Origin of the sequence: Bacteroides sp. AM10-21B, assembly GCF_003472565.1 — a bacterium.
Classification (GTDB): Bacteria; Bacteroidota; Bacteroidia; order Bacteroidales; family Bacteroidaceae; genus Bacteroides; species Bacteroides propionicigenes.
Map to the genome: position 1 here is coordinate 107759 of NZ_QRME01000004.1, position 18897 is coordinate 126655.

Consider the following 18897-nt stretch of genomic DNA (forward strand, 5'->3'; position numbering starts at 1 on the left):
TCAAACCTCATTTCATTAATAATCTGTTACCTTTGTTACAAGAGAAAACATATACTATAAAAACATATGATAACGAATCTATAACACATGAAAAGACTTCTTTTATTCTCCACCACAGTCTGGTGCATAACTGTTTGTTGCCACTGCCAAATAGACTGGAAGAATTTCATGTCCCAACAGGACATGATTTGGACGCGGCTCCCCCAAACATGGTATGAAGCCCCCTTTATGGGAAACGGCAGTATGGGGACTTATATCTGTAAAGAACCCGGCAAAAACGCCATACGGGTAGACATCGGCAACAGCATGGTACACGACCGTCGCGCCGATGATAAAAGCATCTACGGGAGATGCCGTCTGCTTATCGGCTATTTCCTCCTGCAACCTGCAGGAGAAATACAATCCGGAAACATGAGACTGGGCTTATGGAACGCAGAAACCACCGGATGTATCCGCACCACTAAAGGAGAGATAAAACTGAAAGCCTGCGTCACCTCCGAAAACCCCTACATCATCGTTGAAGCCGAAGCTACGGAAGGAGAAAAGGATTTCATCTGGAAATTCTATCCGGAGAATACGGACTCGCCAAGACAATTGAACGCTATCCGCATAAAAAGTAAAAAACATTTTAAAAAGGATTATATATCCAATCCCGTATCACAGTTATCCGCACGCAACGGAGTGAACTATTGTTGGCAGCCTCTGCTTGCCGGCGGCGGTACAGCCACGGCTTGGAAAGAGATAAGGAAAAATAATAAAAGCGTCCTCATCATAAGCAACGCATATTCATTTCCGGAAACGAATGCTATGCGAAAAGTGGAAACAGCATTGGCTAATCTGCAAGAAAACGACTTGCCGGCTCTCCTAAAGGCTCACCGGGAGTGGTGGCACAGCTACTACCCGCAGAGCTTCGTAAGCCTGCCCGACAAAAAGAAGGAGAACTTCTATTGGGCGCAAATGTACAAACTTGCATCCGCAACACGTATTGGCGGCGGTTTGCTGGACAACAGCGGTCCCTGGCAAGTGCTTACTCCCTGGCCCAACGCGTGGTGGAACCTGAATGTACAACTAAGCTATTGGTCGGTATATGCTTCCAACCGTCTGGAGCTGGGAATGCCGCTGGTCAACGCAATCGGCAGCAATCTGAAGAATCTGATAAGCAATGTCCCCGAAGCCTACCGGAAAGATGCAGCGGCACTGCCCGTTGCCACTGATTTCAGCTTGGCAGGAGAAATGGTGAATGTACCCGGTACCGAAAAGAAAGCCCAAGTAGGAAACTTACCGTGGATTTGCCATAATATCTGGCTGCAATACCGTTTCAGCATGGACGAGACAATACTGAGGGATGTCCTGTTCCCGACATTAAGACGCGCCATTAATTTCTACCTTCCTTTCCTGAAAGAAGACGAACAAGGCAAACTGCACCTGAAAAGGACTTTCTCTCCCGAATACGGTACTGCCGAGGATTGCAATTACGACATCGCATTACTACGCTGGGGATGCAACACACTGCTCGAAGCCGCCCGAATCCTGTCCGTTGACGATGAACTGATACCCCGCTGGAAAGAAGTCACAGAAAAGCTGACCGACTATCCGCAAGATAAAAACGGCATGATGATAGGCAAAGATGTGCCTTTTAGCCGTTCGCACCGCCATTACTCGCATCTGCTGATGTTCTACCCGCTCTATTTACTGAATGCTGAACAAAGCGGCAGCAAAGAACTCATGGAAAAATCTGTGGAACATTGGCACAGCCTGCCGGGAAATATCCTCGGATACACTTACACGGGAGCTTCCTCACTGTATGCAGCGTTTGGCGAGGGAGACAAAGCGTTGGAAAAGCTGAACGGCCTGTTTGCCCGTACGCTGCGCCCCAATACCATGTATATGGAAAGCGGCCCGGTCATTGAGACTCCCCTGTCCGGCGCACAGTGCATACACGATATGCTGCTTCAAAGTTGGGGCGGAAAGATACGCGTATTCCCTGCCGTACCTTCCCAATGGGGAGATGTGCAGTTCGAAGATTTAAGGACGGAAGGCGCATTTCTCGTGTCTGCCGGACGGAAAGATGGAAAGACAACCTGCATCCGTATCAAAAGCCTTGCAGGAGAACCCTGTATTTTACGTACAGATATGGTGAAACCAATAGTAAAACTTGGCCACGCCACACTTACTCCAACGGGAAAAGGAGAGTACTCTTTAGATTTAAAGAAGGGAGAGACCGTTGTCCTGACTACCGAAGGAGGTGCCATTCCTGTTATAAGTCCCGTTGACGGACAAGGGCGGAACTTCTTCGGACTGCAATAAAATAAAAAAACAATATTCATAATTACTAATAAACCAACTACATGAGACACATTATTGTACTTTTGATTTGTATGTTATCCTGTTCATTACAGGCACAATCCATCAATGAAGAGGCTTTTTCACAGCTGAACCTGAACTATCCCGGTTTGGAAAAAGTGAAAGACCTTTACGGACAAGGAAAGAAAGAGGCTGCGGCGCAAGCGCTTTTGGAGTATTACCGCCACCGCACCGGCGTTGTCAACCCGGCAATCGACTTAAGCAATATCACCATCAACAAACGTGAGCAGCAATGGGCGGACGAAGCACTGGAGCACACATTCTACGTGCACGACGGTTATCAGCCCGCCTTCAATTACGGAAAAGACATTAACTGGAAATATTGGCCGGTGAAAGACAATGAGCTGCGTTGGCAACTCCACCGCCACAAATGGTTTACCCCTATGGGTAAGGCTTATCGTATTTCGGGTAATGAGAAGTACGCCAAGGAATGGACTTTCCAATACCTCGACTGGGTGATGAAAAACCCGTTGACCACCGTCACCAAAGAAGAGTTTGAACTTGCCAGCACCGGAGAGGTGAAAGGAGATGCCGAGAATGTACGTTTCGCGTGGCGTCCGTTGGAAACCAGCCACCGTCTGCAAGACCAAATCAACCAGTTTACACTCTTTATCAACTCCCCCTCGTTTACCCCCGCCTTCCTGACAGAGTTTCTGGTGAACTATCACAGACATGCCGTCCACATCCTCGGCAACTACTCGGACCAAGGCAATCATCTGCTGTTTGAAGCGCAACGTATGCTGGCCGCCGGCGCTTTCTTCCCGGAATTTAAAGAAGCGGCAGCATGGAGAAAAAGCGGTATCGACATCCTGAACAGGGAAATAAAAGTACAGGTTTACCCGGACGGCGGTCAGTTCGAGCTGGATTTGCACTACCATTTAGCTTGTATAGAGATATTCTGCAAAGCACTGCGTATGGCGGACGTTAACGGATTCCGCAATGAGTTTCCCGCTCATTACATCAACACGATTGAATCCATGATTATGTTCTACATGAACGTTTGTTACCCCGACTACACCAATCCCTGTTTCAGTGATGCCAAAAAAGGAGACCCGCAAACAGAACAAGCCAATTATAAAGAATGGCTCAAACTGTTCCCCGAAAACAAACAGATACGCTACTTTGCAACCAACGGGCAAGAGGGAGAAGCTCCGGCAAACCTTTCCAAAGGTTTCTTGAAGTCCGGTTTCTTCGCCTTTAGAAACGGCTGGAAGAAGGACGCTACTGTAATGGTAGTGAAAGCCGGTCCTAAGGGCGAATGGCACTGCCAACCGGACAACGGAACTTTCGAGTTGTGGTTTAACGGCAAGAACCTGTTCCCCGACTCCGGTTCGTACATCTATGCCGGCGGGGCGGAAGTGATGAAGCTGCGCAACTGGTTCAGGCAGACTGCCGTACATAATACTTTGACTTTGGATAATAAAAATCTGGAAACCACAGAGTCAGTAACCAAGTTGTGGAAACCGGAAGGAGATGTACAAATATTGGTTACGGAGAACCCGAGTTATAAAGGCTTGAAACACCGTCGCTCCGTATTCTTCGTGAACCGGCAATACTTCGTTATCGTGGATGAAGCGATAGGAAACGCCACCGGAAATGTAAACCTGCATTATCAGTTATGTGACGGTGACATTGATATTGACGCTAAAACGTTCTCGCTTTCTTCAGACTTTGCAGGTGAAAGCCAAGTAAAATTACAATGCTTCGTTCCCAAGAAAACAACGCTGAAGAAAGAAGAAGGCTGGTACTCAGTCGCCTATCGTCAACGTACCGAACGTACCGCAGTTTCGTTCAATACGGAAAAGAAAGAGAAAGAAAACGTACAGTTTGTAACCGTTATCTATCCTGCCAAGAGCACAAAAGACTTCCCGAAAATGGAAGCCAAGATTAAGAACAACAGTTCCGATGCCATGGAAGTGGAAGTCAGCCTCAACGGGAAAAAGCAGACATTAAAATATCAACTGTAATAAAACAACATTTATGGCAAGAAGCAACCTTCACACACTCGTATTAGGAAGCATATTAATGTTACTTCCATTCATGGCCCAGGCACAGGTGGCCTTAAAGGATTGGACAACAGAAGACCACTCCGGTGAAGTAAAAATCCTCGTATCGGGTGATACATTGGAAATTACCGCTCCGAAAGGTCTTACACTGTGGTATAACCGGCGCATCACCGGAGACTATGAAATCAGCTATCGCGTGAAGATGTTGATGCAAGGCGGCAAATACGACCGCCTTAGCGACTTGAACTGCTTCTGGGGAGCCAATGATCCGGAGCATCCCGACAATCTTTTTGCACGCAGCGGATGGAGAAACGGAATCTTTCAGCGTTACAAGACATTGAGCCTGTTTTATGTGGGGTATGGTGGGAACCATAACTCCACCACCCGCTTCCGTCAATACTTTGCCAAAGCGGCAGACACCAACGATGCGGTGGCACGCCCCGTAATCAAAGAATATACGGACAAAGCGCATCTGTTACTGCCCAATAAATGGTATGACATCCGGATTCGTGTAGAAAAGGGAATCACAACTTATCGCGTCAATGGTGAAGAATTGTTCCGGTTGCCCATAAAAGACAATGAGGGGGATGGACATTTCGGCCTGCGGCTACTGAAAAACCATACACTATTCACAGACTTTCAAGTCAAGAAATTACAAGGAAAATAATGCCGCATAGTAAGAAAATACAGAATTAAAACCGTGTTCGACAAAAGTGATATGCCTTTGAACTATGTCTAAGTTGCTTTCGACAATCTTGTACAAAATATTTCCTGAATATCCATACTTTTGTCAACAAACGATAATCACTAAATATTTAATAACATGAAAAGAAACTCTTTGTTATTTGCAACCGCCCTGCTCGTAGGTATGACAGGTTGTAAAAACACACCGGTTCAAGAAGAAGCCTGGATTAGCAATGCACTTGATGCCGCTTCCTATCAACTGAAACTGACAGCCGAGGAGCTGTCCGGAACAGACAAACTGCCGCGTTCCATCTATGCCGGCTATGACATCAATTTCCTTGATGCGCAATTGCAGCGTGAGAACAAATCTTACATTGACTCCTTGCGTCCCAACCCGGCAGCCCTGCAATTAGGACAACGCCATCTTTGCGGAATTTACGACTGGACCAGCGGTTTCTTCCCCGGAAGCCTTTGGTATGCCTACGAAATGACCGGTGATGAAGAGCTGAAAAAACGTGCTGTCGAATACACCAATATACTGAATCCGGTACGAAAGCTGACAGGTACGCATGATGTAGGTTTCATGATGAACTGCAGCTACGGCAATGCTCTCCGTCTGGCTCCCAACGATACCATAAAAGCCGTACTCGTGGAAACAGCGGACAACTTGTGCGCCCGTTTCAATCCGGAAATAGGTTGCATCCGTTCATGGGACTTCGGTACCTGGAACTTTCCCGTCATCATTGACAATATGATGAATCTGGATTTGTTGTTCAACGTATCCAAACTGACAGGAAACAATAAATATAAGGATATAGCCGTAAAGCATGCACAAACCACAATGAAAAATCATTTCCGCCCCGACTACACTTCATATCACGTAGTCAGCTACAACAATGACGGAAGCGTGGAAATAAAACAAACGCATCAGGGTAAAAACGCGGAGTCGGCTTGGTCGCGCGGACAGGCATGGGGCGTATACGGTTACACGTCCTGTTATCGTGAGACTCAGGATACTGCATTCTTGCAAGAAGCCGTCCACATTGCAGACATGATTATGGAACGCGTAAAGACCGATGACCTTATTCCCTATTGGGATTATGACGCTCCGGCAGGCGAAAAGACTCCGCGCGATGCTTCTGCCGCTGCTGTAACAGCATCTGCCTTTTTAGAACTCAGTACTTTCGTACCCGACGGAAAGAAATATTCAGACTATGCCGAAACTATTCTGAAAAGCCTTTCCGGTCCCGGTTACCTGTCTGCCAAAGGCAGCAATCAAGGTTACGTGCTAATGCACTCCACCGGTTCACTGCCTCACGGTTCCGAGATAGATGTACCCCTGAATTATGCAGACTACTACTATCTGGAAGCGATGAAGAAATACATCGATATGAAAAAATAAAGAATCAAGGTTAGACAAAGGGTTGTTTTTTTTAACTTTGACGAACGGGGATAATCGTTTATCCCCGTTCTCTATTTATAAACATATCTAAGAGAGGTTCTGATTATGCCCTTACGTAATGTAAGGGCATAAAAAAAGGAGTACCGCTGTACTCCAACCTTTGTTAACCTTAAATCTAATACTATGAAAAACACATTGCAAAGATACGGACATTTGAGAAATCTGCAAATTATCCAAGAAAAAAAGTATGTTTCATAACATAGATTAAGAAAAAAGGACGGATATGTAAACATATTCCGTCCTTTTTTTAACATTTATCTTTACAGATTATTCCTCATCCAACAAGATTTCAAGAATCTGGCAAGCAGCTTTCGCTACCGGAGTACCGGGACCGAAGATGGCAGCTACACCTGCTTTATAGAGGAAGTCATAGTCTTGTGCGGGAATTACACCACCTGCGATAACTACAATATCCTCACGACCCAACTTCTTGAGTTCTTCAATAATCTGCGGAACCAATGTCTTGTGTCCGGCAGCCAATGAAGAAACACCTACTACATGAACGTCATTTTCCACAGCTTCGCGAGCCGCTTCGGCAGGAGTCTGGAACAACGGTCCCATATCCACATCGAAACCGCAGTCCGCATATCCGGTCGCTACAACTTTGGCGCCACGGTCGTGACCGTCTTGTCCCATTTTGGCTACCATGATACGAGGTTGACGTCCCTCTTTCTTCGCAAACTTCTCAGCTAACTCACACGCCTTGTGGAAGTCGCTGTCATTTTTACTTTCTGATGAATACACGCCTGAAATAGTTCTAATTACTGCTTTATAACGTCCTACAACTTTTTCGCAAGCATACGAAATCTCACCCAATGTGGCACGAACGCGTGCGGCTTCCACTGCCAGTTCCAACAGGTTACCCTCTTTCGTCTCCACACATTTGGTGATGGCTTCGAGCGCTTTCTGAACAGCAGCTTCATCACGACCTTCTTTCAATGTCTTCAGGTTCTGAATCTGCTCTTGGCGAACAGCTGTATTATCAATCTCAAGGATATCGATGGGAGCTTCTTTTTCCAAACGATACTTGTTTACACCTACAATAGTCTGTGAACCGCTGTCGATGCGGGCTTGCGTACGTGCGGCAGCCTCTTCGATACGCATCTTTGGAATACCGGTTTCGATAGCCTTTGCCATACCTCCCAGTTTCTCCACTTCCTGAATCAGTTCCCAGGCCTTGTGCGCCAGTTCATTGGTCAGAGACTCTACATAATAAGAACCGCCCCATGGATCGACATTTTTGCAGATATAAGTTTCCTCCTGAATATAAATCTGCGTATTACGTGCAATACGTGCGGAGAAATCGGTAGGCAATGCAATAGCCTCATCCAAAGCATTGGTGTGAAGAGACTGTGTATGCCCCAAAGCGGCAGCCATAGCCTCGATACAAGTACGGCCTACATTGTTGAACGGGTCTTGCTCAGTCAGTGACCAACCGGAAGTCTGGGAGTGCGTACGTAATGCCAGTGATTTCGGATTCTTCGGATTGAACTGCTTCACAATCTTAGCCCACAACATACGTGCGGCACGCATCTTGGCTATTTCCATAAAATGGTTGGTACCGATAGCCCAGAAGAATGACAGGCGAGGCGCAAACGCATCAATATCAATACCTGCAGCAACACCTGCACGAAGATATTCCAGACCGTCGGCCAGTGTATAAGCCAACTCAATATCCGCCGTAGCGCCGGCTTCCTGCATATGGTAACCGGAGATAGAGATAGAGTTGAACTTAGGCATCTTCTGAGATGTATATTCAAAGATATCGGAGATAATCTTCATGGAGAATGCAGGCGGATAGATATAAGTGTTACGCACCATGAATTCTTTCAGAATATCATTTTGAATAGTACCTGCCATTTCTTCCAGCTTGGCTCCCTGTTCCAAACCGGCATTGATGTAGAATGCCATAATCGGAAGCACCGCACCGTTCATTGTCATAGACACTGACATCTTGTTCAAAGGAATACCGTCGAAAAGCACCTTCATGTTTTCCAGTGAACAGATAGATACACCTGCCTTACCAACGTCACCTACTACACGCTCATGATCGGGGTCGTAGCCACGGTGGGTAGCCAAGTCGAATGCAACGGACAAACCTTTCTGACCGGAAGCCAGGTTACGGCGATAGAAAGCATTGGACTCTTCGGCAGTAGAGAACCCGGCATACTGACGGATAGTCCACGGACGCAGAGTATACATCACTGAGTACGGACCACGCAGATAGGGCGGAATACCTGCCGCATAGTTGAGGTGTTCCATTCCTTCGAGGTCTTCTTTCGTGTAAACAGGCTTCACTTCAATGTGTTCCGGAGTTTTCCAGTCGGCCTTGATGCCGTTAGCCTTTTGCCACTCAGCGCCATTGGCAGGCTGGAAAGCGGCATATATATCTAAGTTTTTAAAATCTTTTCTCATCTTCTTAAAAATGATGAACGAAGAATGATGAATGAAGAATTACCATGCGGAATAAATGCGCAACCTATTCTTCATTTCTCATTCTTAATTCTTGATTAATATCTTGTTGAATTCCTTTAATGTTTCCAGAACGTTGACACGAACATGGATAAAGTTCTCGATACCTGCCGCCTTCAACTCATCCATGCAAGCAGGAGCACCGGCCACGATGAACATAGCGCGGCCATTCAAAGCTTTGAAAGCAGGAACAGCATATTCCGCATATTCATCATCACTTGAACAGAGAACCACAATATCGGCTTTAGCTGCCATTGCAGCTTCCACACCTTCCTCTACAGTCGGGAAACCGAGGTTGTCAACAACTTCATATCCGGCACAAGCCAGGAAGTTACAAGAATATTGAGCACGTGCCTGACGCATTGCCAAGTTACCGATAGTCAGCATAAAGGCTTTAGGACGCTTACCCGAAGCCTCCGTTTCCAGACGCAGCGCTTCAAATTCGCTGGCTGCACGGTCGAAGTTCAGTGAAGGAACATCTTTTTCGCAAGTGCTGTGCCCGCCGCAACAGCAAGAAGCTTCCAAAGGTTTCTTGTCGCTCGCCTTTTCGTTGAAGTTCGGGAACTGGTTAGTACCCAACAACACTTCCTTACGTTTGGCAACAGCTGCGTGACGAACCGCATTGCTTTCGTTCACAGCCGCCTGTACCTTAGCGGATTTTACAGAAGCATAGAAGCCGCCCTCTTCTTCTACTGCAAGGAACAGTTCCCAAGCTTGCTTGGCAATAGCCACGGTCAGATTCTCGATGTAGTAAGAACCGGCAGCCGGGTCAATCACCTTATCAAAGTGAGATTCTTCTTTCAACAGCAATTGTTGGTTGCGTGCCAGACGCTCTGAGAATTCATCGGGAGCTGCATAGGTCTTATCGAACGGAACCACTGTCATGGAGTCAACGCCTGCAAGAGCGGCACTCATAGCCTCAGTCTGCGTACGCAACAAGTTGACGTGCGCATCGAACAAAGTGAGGTTAAAGGTGGAAGTTTCCGCATGTATTCTCATCTTGGCGGCACAACGACATTCATTATGCTCGCCCTTGTTTTCGCAATCGCGCAGGCATTCCGGATTATAAGAAGCCACGATATTGGCCCACAACATACGGGCTGCACGGAATTTTGCAATTTCAAGGAAGTAGTTGGAACTGATACCGAAGTTAAACTTTATCTTCTTGGCTACCAACGCTGCCGGCAGTCCGGCATCAGTAAGTTGGTTCATGTATTCATTACCCCAAGCCAGCGCATAACCCAGTTCCTGATAGATATATGCACCCGCATTGTTGAGTGTCAGTGCATTTACATTCAGCACACGATATTTCGGAAGAGCGGAAGTAGCTTCAATCAAGGCTTTGGCAGTAGCTACCATATCGCCTTTCTCTTTGCCTTTAGCCAGCATCTTGTTGAAATAATCGTAGTTGATAGAACCCTGCAGCTTCGTAAGGTCATAGTCTTTCTTTTGGAAGTAAGCGACTAAAAGTTCCGCCAACTCTACCACGTGTCCCTGGCAAGTGGAGAAGTTCAGTTCCACACATTCGGCACAGATGTCTTTCAGCAAAGTCTCGATATACTCCGCACTCAGTTCTTTCGCCTTCATGTGGAAAGAAAGTGAATCAACGCCCTTATTCAGGATATCCAATGCTTTGGCGTTGGCTTCTTTAGGACATTCCACCTTGATTTCCTGGCGAACGAACCACTCATTGTTGTTTTTCTTTGTACCTCTAAGATACGGGAACTCACCGGGAAGGGCATTTGTGGTCTTCAAACCTTCGAGGTCTTCCATACGATAGAAAGGTTTCACTTTGAATCCTTCATTCGTCCTCCAAACGAGCTTTTTCTCAAAGTCCGCACCTTTTAAGTCTGCGGTTACTTTCTCCATCCACTGTTCCGTAGAAACCGGAGAAAAGTCCGAGAAGAGTTTTTCTTTACTGTCTGCCATAGTTTATTTAAAATTAAAATAGATGAATAGTATTCATTTTGTCATCAAGAGACTTGCAAATATAAGGAAATACTTAAAACAAAAAGGCTTTTTAGGGAAAATTGCACTTACAGATGGCACTATGTTTATCCTTATTTCAGACATATTCCCCGCATACGCCTTGTTTTTGCAAAGTTGGTATTACAAAAAGAAAGGCAAACCCTTTGTTAGCTCCTCTTTATTAAGTAATTTTGCGCAAAAATTTTAAAAGCAACATATAATAAGGTACTATGAACTGGTTAGAAAGTCTTCTTTGGGACCCTTCATCCGTCGCTCATATCGTTTGCTTATATGCATTCGTTATATCTGTGGGGGTACTGTTGGGCAAGATTAAAGTTTTCGGGGTATCGCTGGGAGTCACATTTGTACTCTTCACCGGTATTCTAATGGGACATTTTGGATTTACAGGTGAAACACACATTTTACATTTCATCCGCGAATTCGGTTTGATTTTATTTGTGTTCTGTATCGGTCTGCAAGTAGGACCGTCGTTCTTCTCTTCTTTCAAGAAAGGAGGTATGACGCTGAATATGCTTGCTGTGGGTATTGTAGCACTGAATATCATTGTCGCACTGAGCATTTACTTCATCGACGGAAATATAGACCTGCCGATGATAGTAGGTATTCTGTACGGAGCCGTAACCAATACTCCCGGTTTGGGTGCTGCCCAAGAAGCGCTGAACCAGCTGAATTATACAGGAGACCCAATTGCGCTGGGATATGCCTGTGCTTACCCGCTTGGTGTAGTCGGCATCATCGGCTCCATTATCGCCGTACGCTATATCTGCCGCATTAACTTGAAGAAAGAAGAAGAACAGCTTAATACGCAAGAAGCAGATATGAAGCATATGCCGCATATGCTGCATTTGGAAGTGCGTAATGAGGCTATCGACAGCAAGAAGCTGATTCAGGTAAAGGACTTTTTGGGACGCTCTTTCGTATGCTCCCGCATTCGCCATGAAGGACACGTCAGCATCCCGAATCAAGATACGGAATTCCACATCGGCGACCAGTTGTTTATTGTATGTTCCGAAGAGGATGCTGAGGCTGTGACTGCCTTTATCGGTAAGGAAATCCAAGTGGATTGGGAAAAGCAGGACACTCCTATGGTGTCACGACGTATCTTGGTTACCAAATCGGAAATCAATGGAAAGAAACTGGGAAGCATGCACTTCCGCAGTATGTACGGCGTAAATGTAACACGCATCAACCGTTCGGGTATGGACTTGTTTGCCGATCCCAACCTTGTACTCCAAGTAGGTGACCGCGTAATGGTCGTAGGCCAACAGGATGCCGTAGAGCGTGTAGCCGGCGTATTGGGTAACCAATTGAAACGTTTGGACACACCGAACATCGTAACCATCTTCGTCGGCATATTCCTCGGTATCTTGCTGGGTAGCCTTCCTATCGCATTCCCCGGTATGCCGACTCCGGTGAAGTTAGGTCTGGCAGGCGGCCCGCTGGTTGTGGCTATCCTTATCGGACGCTTCGGACATAAACTGCATCTTGTGACGTACACTACCATGAGCGCTAACTTGATGTTGCGTGAAATAGGTATCGTGCTCTTCCTTGCCAGTGTAGGTATAGAAGCGGGAGAGCATTTTGTACAGACGGTAGTGGAAGGAAGCGGTTTGTCGTATGTAGGTTATGGTTTCTTGATTACAACCATTCCATTGCTGGTAATCGGCATTATAGCCCGCCTTTATTGCAAGGTAAACTACTTCACGTTAATGGGTTTGATTGCCGGTAGTAATACCGACCCGCCCGCATTGGCATATTCCAATCAGGCATCGGGTAACGATGCGCCGTCAGTAGGCTATTCTACGGTTTATCCGTTGACGATGTTCCTGCGTATTCTGGCAGGACAGATGATACTGCTGGCAATGATGTAGAAATTGGTTCAAAGCGTTTTCAACGCTATTAATAAATGGTGATGTGCCAAAACGAATTTTAGTTCTCATTCGTTTTGGCACATCACCGTTTATTTTCAATTATTATAAAGTTTATTTAGCGGGCTTTTCATAAATTCAGCTTCTTCCTTATGAACCCTTCTATATAACCGACCGTTTCATCAATTCCCAATACAGACGAGTCAATGCACAGATGATAGGTGGCTGCCGCTCCCCAAGTCTTATAACTATAGTAGTTATAATATTCCGCACGTCGTTTATCCGCTTTGTTCATCTTCTCCTCTGCTGCATTCTCGGAGATAGAGTGCAGACGGCATAAACGGGCTATACGATCTTCACGCGATGCGGAGATAAAGATGTTGACACAACGCGGATTATCCCGCAGAATATAGTCGGCACAACGCCCGACGAACAGACAGGACTTCTCGGAAGCCAGTTTGCGTATCACATCGCTTTGCACCTTAAACAGTGCATCGTTACTCAAGCAATTGGTTGCAGGCATGGCCCCGTCGCTGATAAACGGGAAGCGCATACCAAACAAGCCGCCTATAATTCCCTGAGAAGCCTTTTCATCGGCTTTCTCGAAAAACTCCCTGCATAATCCGCTTTCTTCGGAAGCAAGATTAATCAGTTCTTTATCATAGAAGTCAATGCCCAACCGGACAGCCAGCTTCTCTCCTATCTCTCGTCCGCCGCTACCCAACTGACGACCTATATTTACTACAAATTTATTGTCCATAGATATGTTTTCTGAATGATTGGTAGCAAATATAAGTATTCTCCTGCTAAATATCAAGTTCGGGCAGAGAATCCTTGTTTCTTAAACACTCATTTGGTTTACTTCAACAGAGATTCCAACCGGCGAGTCGTACCGTTAACAGAAACTTCCACCTTCACGCCTTTCTCATCAAAACCCTTGTTCAAGAATTTTGCCTTAAGAACCGGATAGGCAGCAACATCTTTTACCGGATAAATAATCGTTATATAACGTATGGCATCCGCATTGCCCTTGTTTACATCGAAAGACAAGGAAGTGCGGGGTACGCGTTGGCGATAGGCGGTGGAACGCCAGCCTTCTATCTCTTTCAAGGAGGCTTTCATTTCCGGGAAGCATTGCAACTTCACATTACTCGGACCTTCGTATGCCGTGGTTATCATATTCTTCTTTGCATCGATATTCACCGTGCCCTCACAGAAGTGATAATTCAGGTTAACCGTTCCTTCAGCATCACCAACCACCTCATCTACTATGACATAATAGGTCCGGTCGACAAAGAATACCGTACGACGATGCTTCAAACCTTTGTAACTCGGATTTTCAGTAACCAAGATTTGTTCCTTACCTTCCGGTTGCCATAACTTGGTTGCAGACTGTGTAGTCTCAAGGTTACGGCCATCCAACGTCAACGTATTGTGCACACGTGTCTGGCGGAACCAATTGCGCAGTTTCATCACTTCAGCATCTCCTGCATAGACATATGTACCCGAATCGGGGAACAGATTCTTGCCGTTAAACCAAAGTTCGAAAGTACCGTTATCCGGTTGGCAATGCCATTCACCCTTAGGGCCGGCTTTCACTACCATTACGGTCGCATCCTTTTTCCAACCATTTCTGAAAGTGAAGAAACCCGATGTCAACGCACCATGAGACAGATAAGGCAAAGTAGAGCCTTCACGACCTTCTGTGGCATAATAGCGTATCCACTCATTCTCCGGAAAGAGTGCGAGCCAGTCACGGTAATTGGCAAGTTCAGACTTATAATCGCCTAACTTGGCATCACTGAAACAAGGATTGGTATAATCGGGAAAACAAATATTGGTATAAAACTCAATCATACTCTTTATTGTATCCAAATATTCTGTCGGGAATTCATTGCGAAATCCATTACAATCCGCCATACGCAGAGCCTTGCAGAATATATTGATTGCCGCCAAGTGATAGTGAGGGTCTAACTCATACTGACCGCCGTCATTATATACTTGCTTCTTGATTTCGCGATTCAGAATATTAATTCCACTCTCTCTCCAAGCGGCGGCATCTTTGAATTCCGGGAAGAAAACACCGGCATATACCATACGCTGCGCTTCAAACAGCAGGTGATTACCTTGGTCCGAGTAATTCCCTAAAATAAATTCACCGTGGCGGTGGTAATTCACCAGAAACTCTGTCAGGAATTCCGGTGTAAATGCCTTTGATGTGCAGAACAAAAGGAACTGACCGGTCTGGTCCTGCAGACGGTTGCTGACTTCCAGCGGGCGCCATGCAAAACGAACATTATCCGCGTTGTCTCTTATCTCGCCGGCACTGACCAACTCGAACTCTTCTTTCTTGACCTGAGTCAGCGGATTCTTTTTAATCCAATCGAGATATTGAAAAGCCCATTCCTTGGCATACTTCTCATCACCCGACATACGATAGGCCTTACCCATAGGGGTAAACCATTTGTGGCGGTGAAGCTGCCAACGCAACTCATTATCCTTCACAGGCCAATATTCCCAGTTGATATCCTTACCGTAGTTGTATGAGGGCTGATAGCCTTTATGTACAAAAAAAGTGTGCTCCAAAGCATCGTCCGCCCATTTCTGTTCTTCCTTTGACAGGGTGAGGTTCTTCAAGTCAACGTCGGGATGTATGATATTTGTACGGTTACGGTAATAATTCAATAACTCTTGTGCGGCTTCATTCCATTTCTGTTGTGAGTACGCTGTTTTTACTTTCTCCAAACCCGGATAATCCAGATTCAGCAGTTCAAAAGCTTCTTTCCGGAGCTGCTGTGCATCTACAACAATGGTAATAGCCAAGAAGAGAGCGCTTAAAATGTATTTTACTACTTTCATGATATATAAATAATAAGATTAAATATTCTTGTAATCAATGCCTTTCACCTGCATATAACGAAGCAATGCCTCCAGATAGTAATAGTCGGCATAGTTAATCGGTGTATCTATTTCAGAACCATTGGGTAATGACCCGGTAGAATGCATCAATATAAAACCTTGATTGGTACCTACCTTTGCCAGATAGGCATCCGATGAAAGGCTTTTGAGCAACTTTTCAGCATAATCAAAATAGATTTGCCCGTCTTCGGTCAGCGTACTCAATTCTATAAAGGCAGAAGCGGTAATAGAAGCGGCAGATGCGTCACGAGGTGTCCGGGAGATATCCGGTGCATCATAATCCCACAAAGGAATTGCATCATCGGTTTTTACACGTTCCATAATCAGCGCGGCTATATTCTTAGCTTGTTGCAGGAATCCTGCATCTTTTGATTCACGATAACAAGATGTATAGCCATATACACCCCATGCCTGTCCGCGTGCCCATGAAGAGTTGTCATTCTGCCCTTGATGCGTACATTTCTTTTCTACTGTTCCGTCATTATTATAGCTGACTACATGATAGGATGAACAATCATCCCTAAAATGATTATTCATCGTTGTTTTTGCATGTTTCAGGGCAAGCTCCTTATATTTATCATCACCGGTGAGATGACTGACATAGAACAACAAATCCAGATTCATCATATTATCAATGATAACAGGGAAATTCCATTTACCGAAATCCCATGAACGGATGCAACCTATTTCCGGGTTAAAACGACCGCACAAGTTATCGGCAGTCTGTACCAGTGCTTGGCGAACACTGTCAGCCGGACACAGGCGATAAGCATTACCGTAACTGCAGTTCATCATAAAACCGATGTCATGCGTACCTTTATATTCACGCAAAGGATATAAGTAGTTTGTGAACTTGACAGCGTCCTTTTTCAGTCCTTCATCACCCGTCAGTTGGTAAGCATACCATAAATTACCCGGAAAGAAACCACTCGTCCAATCATAAATAGAAAAGCAATAACGACGGGAGCCTACTTCCCCTTTAACAGGCTTCACCCGCAAGGAGTCTGCAAAAGTTAGCGGATCTTTCTCTAATTGGGTACACAAAAAGTCTGTACCATAACTTGTCCAAACAGAACGGGGCAGCCAAACGGAATCTCCCACATCATTCACAGTATATTTCAGCTGTTCGGCAGAAACATCTATGGCGTGCTTCAGCCAAGTATAATCCTCACTTGATTGTTTGGAAGAACAAGCAGAGAATCCGCACAATATTATAAGAATAAAACTAAACGATGATATTTTTTTCATTTCGTATACTATCTCCTATTTTATTTTATCAATCGAACAACTCATTTCAATTGGTATGTTTACAATCTCTGAAAAGTCAAAAAGATGTTTAACAGGGTTGACACAAAACAAAATAGCTTTGTGGCTTTGCCAACCCTGAAACACCTTTCAATATTCAAAGCAGAATTATCTCTGCTATTCGTCTATAACAATAAACCTATTTATTCATAACCGGGATTATTTTGGTTATTCAAAGCAGGATTAGCTTGTAATTCTCCCAATGGTATAGGAAAGAGTTCATGCTTGCCTTTCACAAAGTTGTCACCAGCCACATATTTACCATTCAATGATTTATCCATCTTAGTTTGGAACAACTTCAATGCATCGCCCAAGATACCCCAACGCAATAAATCATATTTTCGCTGACCTTCAAAAGCCAATTCAAAGCCACGCTCCCAATAAAGGGCAGTACGGAAATTATCAGCATTGTCGCCACCATTGAAGAAAGGCAGATCGTACAACTTCTTTTGCACATTCTTATATTCTTGCAAAGAATTAGTTTTAGTAGCACCCGCACGCCCTCTAACATCGTTTAACAGTTCCCAAGCTTTCGGGGTGTTACCTGTTTCATTATAAGCCTCGGCTGCCATCAACACTACATCAGCGTAGCGCAAAGGACAATAGTTGACACCTGTATTGTTAGGATCTATAAAGCCCAACGGCATCCACTCTCTACGCCACTTACCCGGATACCAATCCTGCAGTTTCTTATTTACAGTCTTTTTATGCGCCTTTTTATCTGCATCCCATTTGTATTGATAATCACATATCATTACATCCCTGCGCTTATCATTTGCTTCGAAGAAATCTTTCCAAGCAGGCATCACACGGAAGAAAGCATTGGCACGTCCCATGACTTCTTTCGGAGCGCCTGCACCCGGAGCTTCCACCAACGGTCCGTTATACGTAGCCCAAGTTCCGGAGTTATCTTTATAACCGCTTCCCGTAGGATTAAAGGCTATTTCCCACAGACTTTCTTTAGAGTTCAAGACACCGGCTGAATAGCCGATAAACAATTCTTTAAAACTGTTGTCGCCGTCATAAAAGCCATGATAACCTTTGCTCTGGAAAGTAGTCCATTCTGTGATTACAGCCTCAAAATATTCTTTACGTTTTGCTTCGTCCGGTCGAGTAAGGTTTCCATTTTGTTGCAAGCTGTAACCGGCACGTTGCAAATAGACACGCATCAATAAAGCATGAGCTGCTCCCTGTGAAGGAACTTCCGGAGAAAGTTCCGCACTTGCTTGTTGCAAGTTGTTTTTTGCAAAATTCAAGTCGTCAATAATGTAATCATATATTTCTTCACGACTTACACGACCATTGTTAATATCATTATATGAAAAAGTATATTCGGTTTTAAATGGGACATCTCCCCAATATTTAACCAAGTCGAAAGCCAAGAATGCACGCAAGAAACGCGCTTCAGCTACCAGTTCCTGCAGTTCGGTACTTTCTTCATACCCTTCCATTTTCTTAATATTCTCAATGGCGTAATTGGCACGGTCTATACCCATATACTTATACTTCCACAAATCGGCAATCCACGTATTGGTTGTTTTCACTGTATAATGCGCAATATCACGGCGCGTATTGTCTGTTCCGGTACCATTTATATAATAGGTATCATCCGAAGCCGGCATAGCCATTTCAAACTGTCCATAATGTTTATCTATGGCCAAACAGTCATAAATACCCACCACTGCCATTTTTGCATGATTATATGTCTGAAAATAAGCATCCTTCTCATAGTAAGAAGTAGGTTTTTCATCCAATTCGCAAGAGGTGAATCCTACTGCAATCAGTGCGCTGAGCGCAATCATTTTATATTTTTTCATCTTATTCTCCT

Annotated in this window: 12 protein-coding genes; 6 read left to right on the forward strand and 6 right to left on the reverse strand. The window is 45.0% G+C overall.

From position 1 onward, the window contains the following. Positions 1 to 87: 87 nt before the first annotated feature. From DW121_RS06400 to DW121_RS06415, 4 genes are all read left to right on the forward strand, one after another. Entirely contained in the window at positions 88 to 2307 is a 2220-nt protein-coding gene (locus DW121_RS06400; RefSeq protein WP_118323328.1) for a glycosyl hydrolase family 95 catalytic domain-containing protein, read from the forward strand. Between the two features lie 41 nt (positions 2308 to 2348). Then, positions 2349 to 4331 carry a heparin-sulfate lyase HepC gene (hepC, locus tag DW121_RS06405; protein ID WP_118323329.1) on the forward strand — a complete coding sequence of 661 codons (1983 nt, stop codon included), beginning with the start codon at positions 2349 to 2351 and terminating at the stop codon, positions 4329 to 4331. 13 nt (positions 4332 to 4344) lie between these two features. After that, on the forward strand, positions 4345 to 5037 hold the full coding sequence (locus tag DW121_RS06410) for a DUF6250 domain-containing protein (RefSeq protein ID WP_117710862.1): 693 nt from the start codon (positions 4345 to 4347) through the stop codon (positions 5035 to 5037). 156 nt (positions 5038 to 5193) lie between these two features. Further along, positions 5194 to 6456, forward strand: coding sequence for a DUF4995 domain-containing protein (locus DW121_RS06415; protein WP_117710863.1), 1263 nt, complete (start codon positions 5194 to 5196; stop codon positions 6454 to 6456). A gap of 327 nt (positions 6457 to 6783) precedes the next feature. On the opposite strand, the gene scpA is transcribed toward DW121_RS06415, so the two are convergent. Together scpA and mutA are read right to left on the reverse strand one after the other, a co-directional pair. Then, complete coding sequence (gene scpA / locus DW121_RS06420) at positions 6784 to 8931, reverse strand: methylmalonyl-CoA mutase (RefSeq protein ID WP_009123127.1); 2148 nt, start codon at positions 8929 to 8931, stop codon at positions 6784 to 6786. 84 nt (positions 8932 to 9015) lie between these two features. Then, a complete protein-coding gene (gene mutA, locus DW121_RS06425; RefSeq protein ID WP_118323330.1) occupies positions 9016 to 10917 on the reverse strand; it encodes a methylmalonyl-CoA mutase small subunit in 1902 nt (633 codons plus the stop codon). 22 nt (positions 10918 to 10939) lie between these two features. Between mutA and DW121_RS06430 the strand changes: the two genes are divergently transcribed. Together DW121_RS06430 and DW121_RS06435 are read left to right on the forward strand one after the other, a co-directional pair. Next, entirely contained in the window at positions 10940 to 11164 is a 225-nt protein-coding gene (locus DW121_RS06430) for a hypothetical protein (protein ID WP_117710865.1), read from the forward strand. A 22-nt stretch (positions 11165 to 11186) separates the two neighbouring features. Beyond that, entirely contained in the window at positions 11187 to 12848 is a 1662-nt protein-coding gene (locus DW121_RS06435) for a putative transporter (protein WP_118323331.1), read from the forward strand. 127 nt (positions 12849 to 12975) lie between these two features. On the opposite strand, the gene DW121_RS06440 is transcribed toward DW121_RS06435, so the two are convergent. The 4 genes from DW121_RS06440 to DW121_RS06455 form a co-directional block, all read right to left on the reverse strand. Then, on the reverse strand, positions 12976 to 13605 hold the full coding sequence (locus DW121_RS06440; protein WP_117710867.1) for an AAA family ATPase: 630 nt from the start codon (positions 13603 to 13605) through the stop codon (positions 12976 to 12978). Between the two features lie 98 nt (positions 13606 to 13703). Further along, positions 13704 to 15704, reverse strand: coding sequence for a heparin-sulfate lyase HepC (gene hepC / locus DW121_RS06445; protein WP_118323332.1), 2001 nt, complete (start codon positions 15702 to 15704; stop codon positions 13704 to 13706). An 18-nt stretch (positions 15705 to 15722) separates the two neighbouring features. After that, a complete protein-coding gene (locus tag DW121_RS06450) occupies positions 15723 to 17012 on the reverse strand; it encodes a DUF4995 domain-containing protein (RefSeq protein ID WP_118323333.1) in 1290 nt (429 codons plus the stop codon). A 200-nt stretch (positions 17013 to 17212) separates the two neighbouring features. Then, complete coding sequence (locus DW121_RS06455) at positions 17213 to 18886, reverse strand: RagB/SusD family nutrient uptake outer membrane protein (RefSeq protein ID WP_117710870.1); 1674 nt, start codon at positions 18884 to 18886, stop codon at positions 17213 to 17215. Positions 18887 to 18897 lie beyond the last annotated feature (11 nt).

Coding starts and splice junctions, on each gene's coding strand:
- DW121_RS06455 (WP_117710870.1), bottom strand. CDS start 18,886: ATGAAAAAATATAAAATGATTGCGCTCAGCGCACTGATTGCAGTAGGA.
- scpA (WP_009123127.1), bottom strand. CDS start 8,931: ATGAGAAAAGATTTTAAAAACTTAGATATATATGCCGCTTTCCAGCCT.
- DW121_RS06430 (WP_117710865.1), top strand. CDS start 10,940: ATGAATAGTATTCATTTTGTCATCAAGAGACTTGCAAATATAAGGAAA.
- DW121_RS06415 (WP_117710863.1), top strand. CDS start 5,194: ATGAAAAGAAACTCTTTGTTATTTGCAACCGCCCTGCTCGTAGGTATG.
- hepC (WP_118323329.1), top strand. CDS start 2,349: ATGAGACACATTATTGTACTTTTGATTTGTATGTTATCCTGTTCATTA.
- DW121_RS06450 (WP_118323333.1), bottom strand. CDS start 17,012: ATGAAAAAAATATCATCGTTTAGTTTTATTCTTATAATATTGTGCGGA.
- DW121_RS06410 (WP_117710862.1), top strand. CDS start 4,345: ATGGCAAGAAGCAACCTTCACACACTCGTATTAGGAAGCATATTAATG.
- hepC (WP_118323332.1), bottom strand. CDS start 15,704: ATGAAAGTAGTAAAATACATTTTAAGCGCTCTCTTCTTGGCTATTACC.
- DW121_RS06440 (WP_117710867.1), bottom strand. CDS start 13,605: ATGGACAATAAATTTGTAGTAAATATAGGTCGTCAGTTGGGTAGCGGC.
- DW121_RS06400 (WP_118323328.1), top strand. CDS start 88: ATGAAAAGACTTCTTTTATTCTCCACCACAGTCTGGTGCATAACTGTT.
- mutA (WP_118323330.1), bottom strand. CDS start 10,917: ATGGCAGACAGTAAAGAAAAACTCTTCTCGGACTTTTCTCCGGTTTCT.
- DW121_RS06435 (WP_118323331.1), top strand. CDS start 11,187: ATGAACTGGTTAGAAAGTCTTCTTTGGGACCCTTCATCCGTCGCTCAT.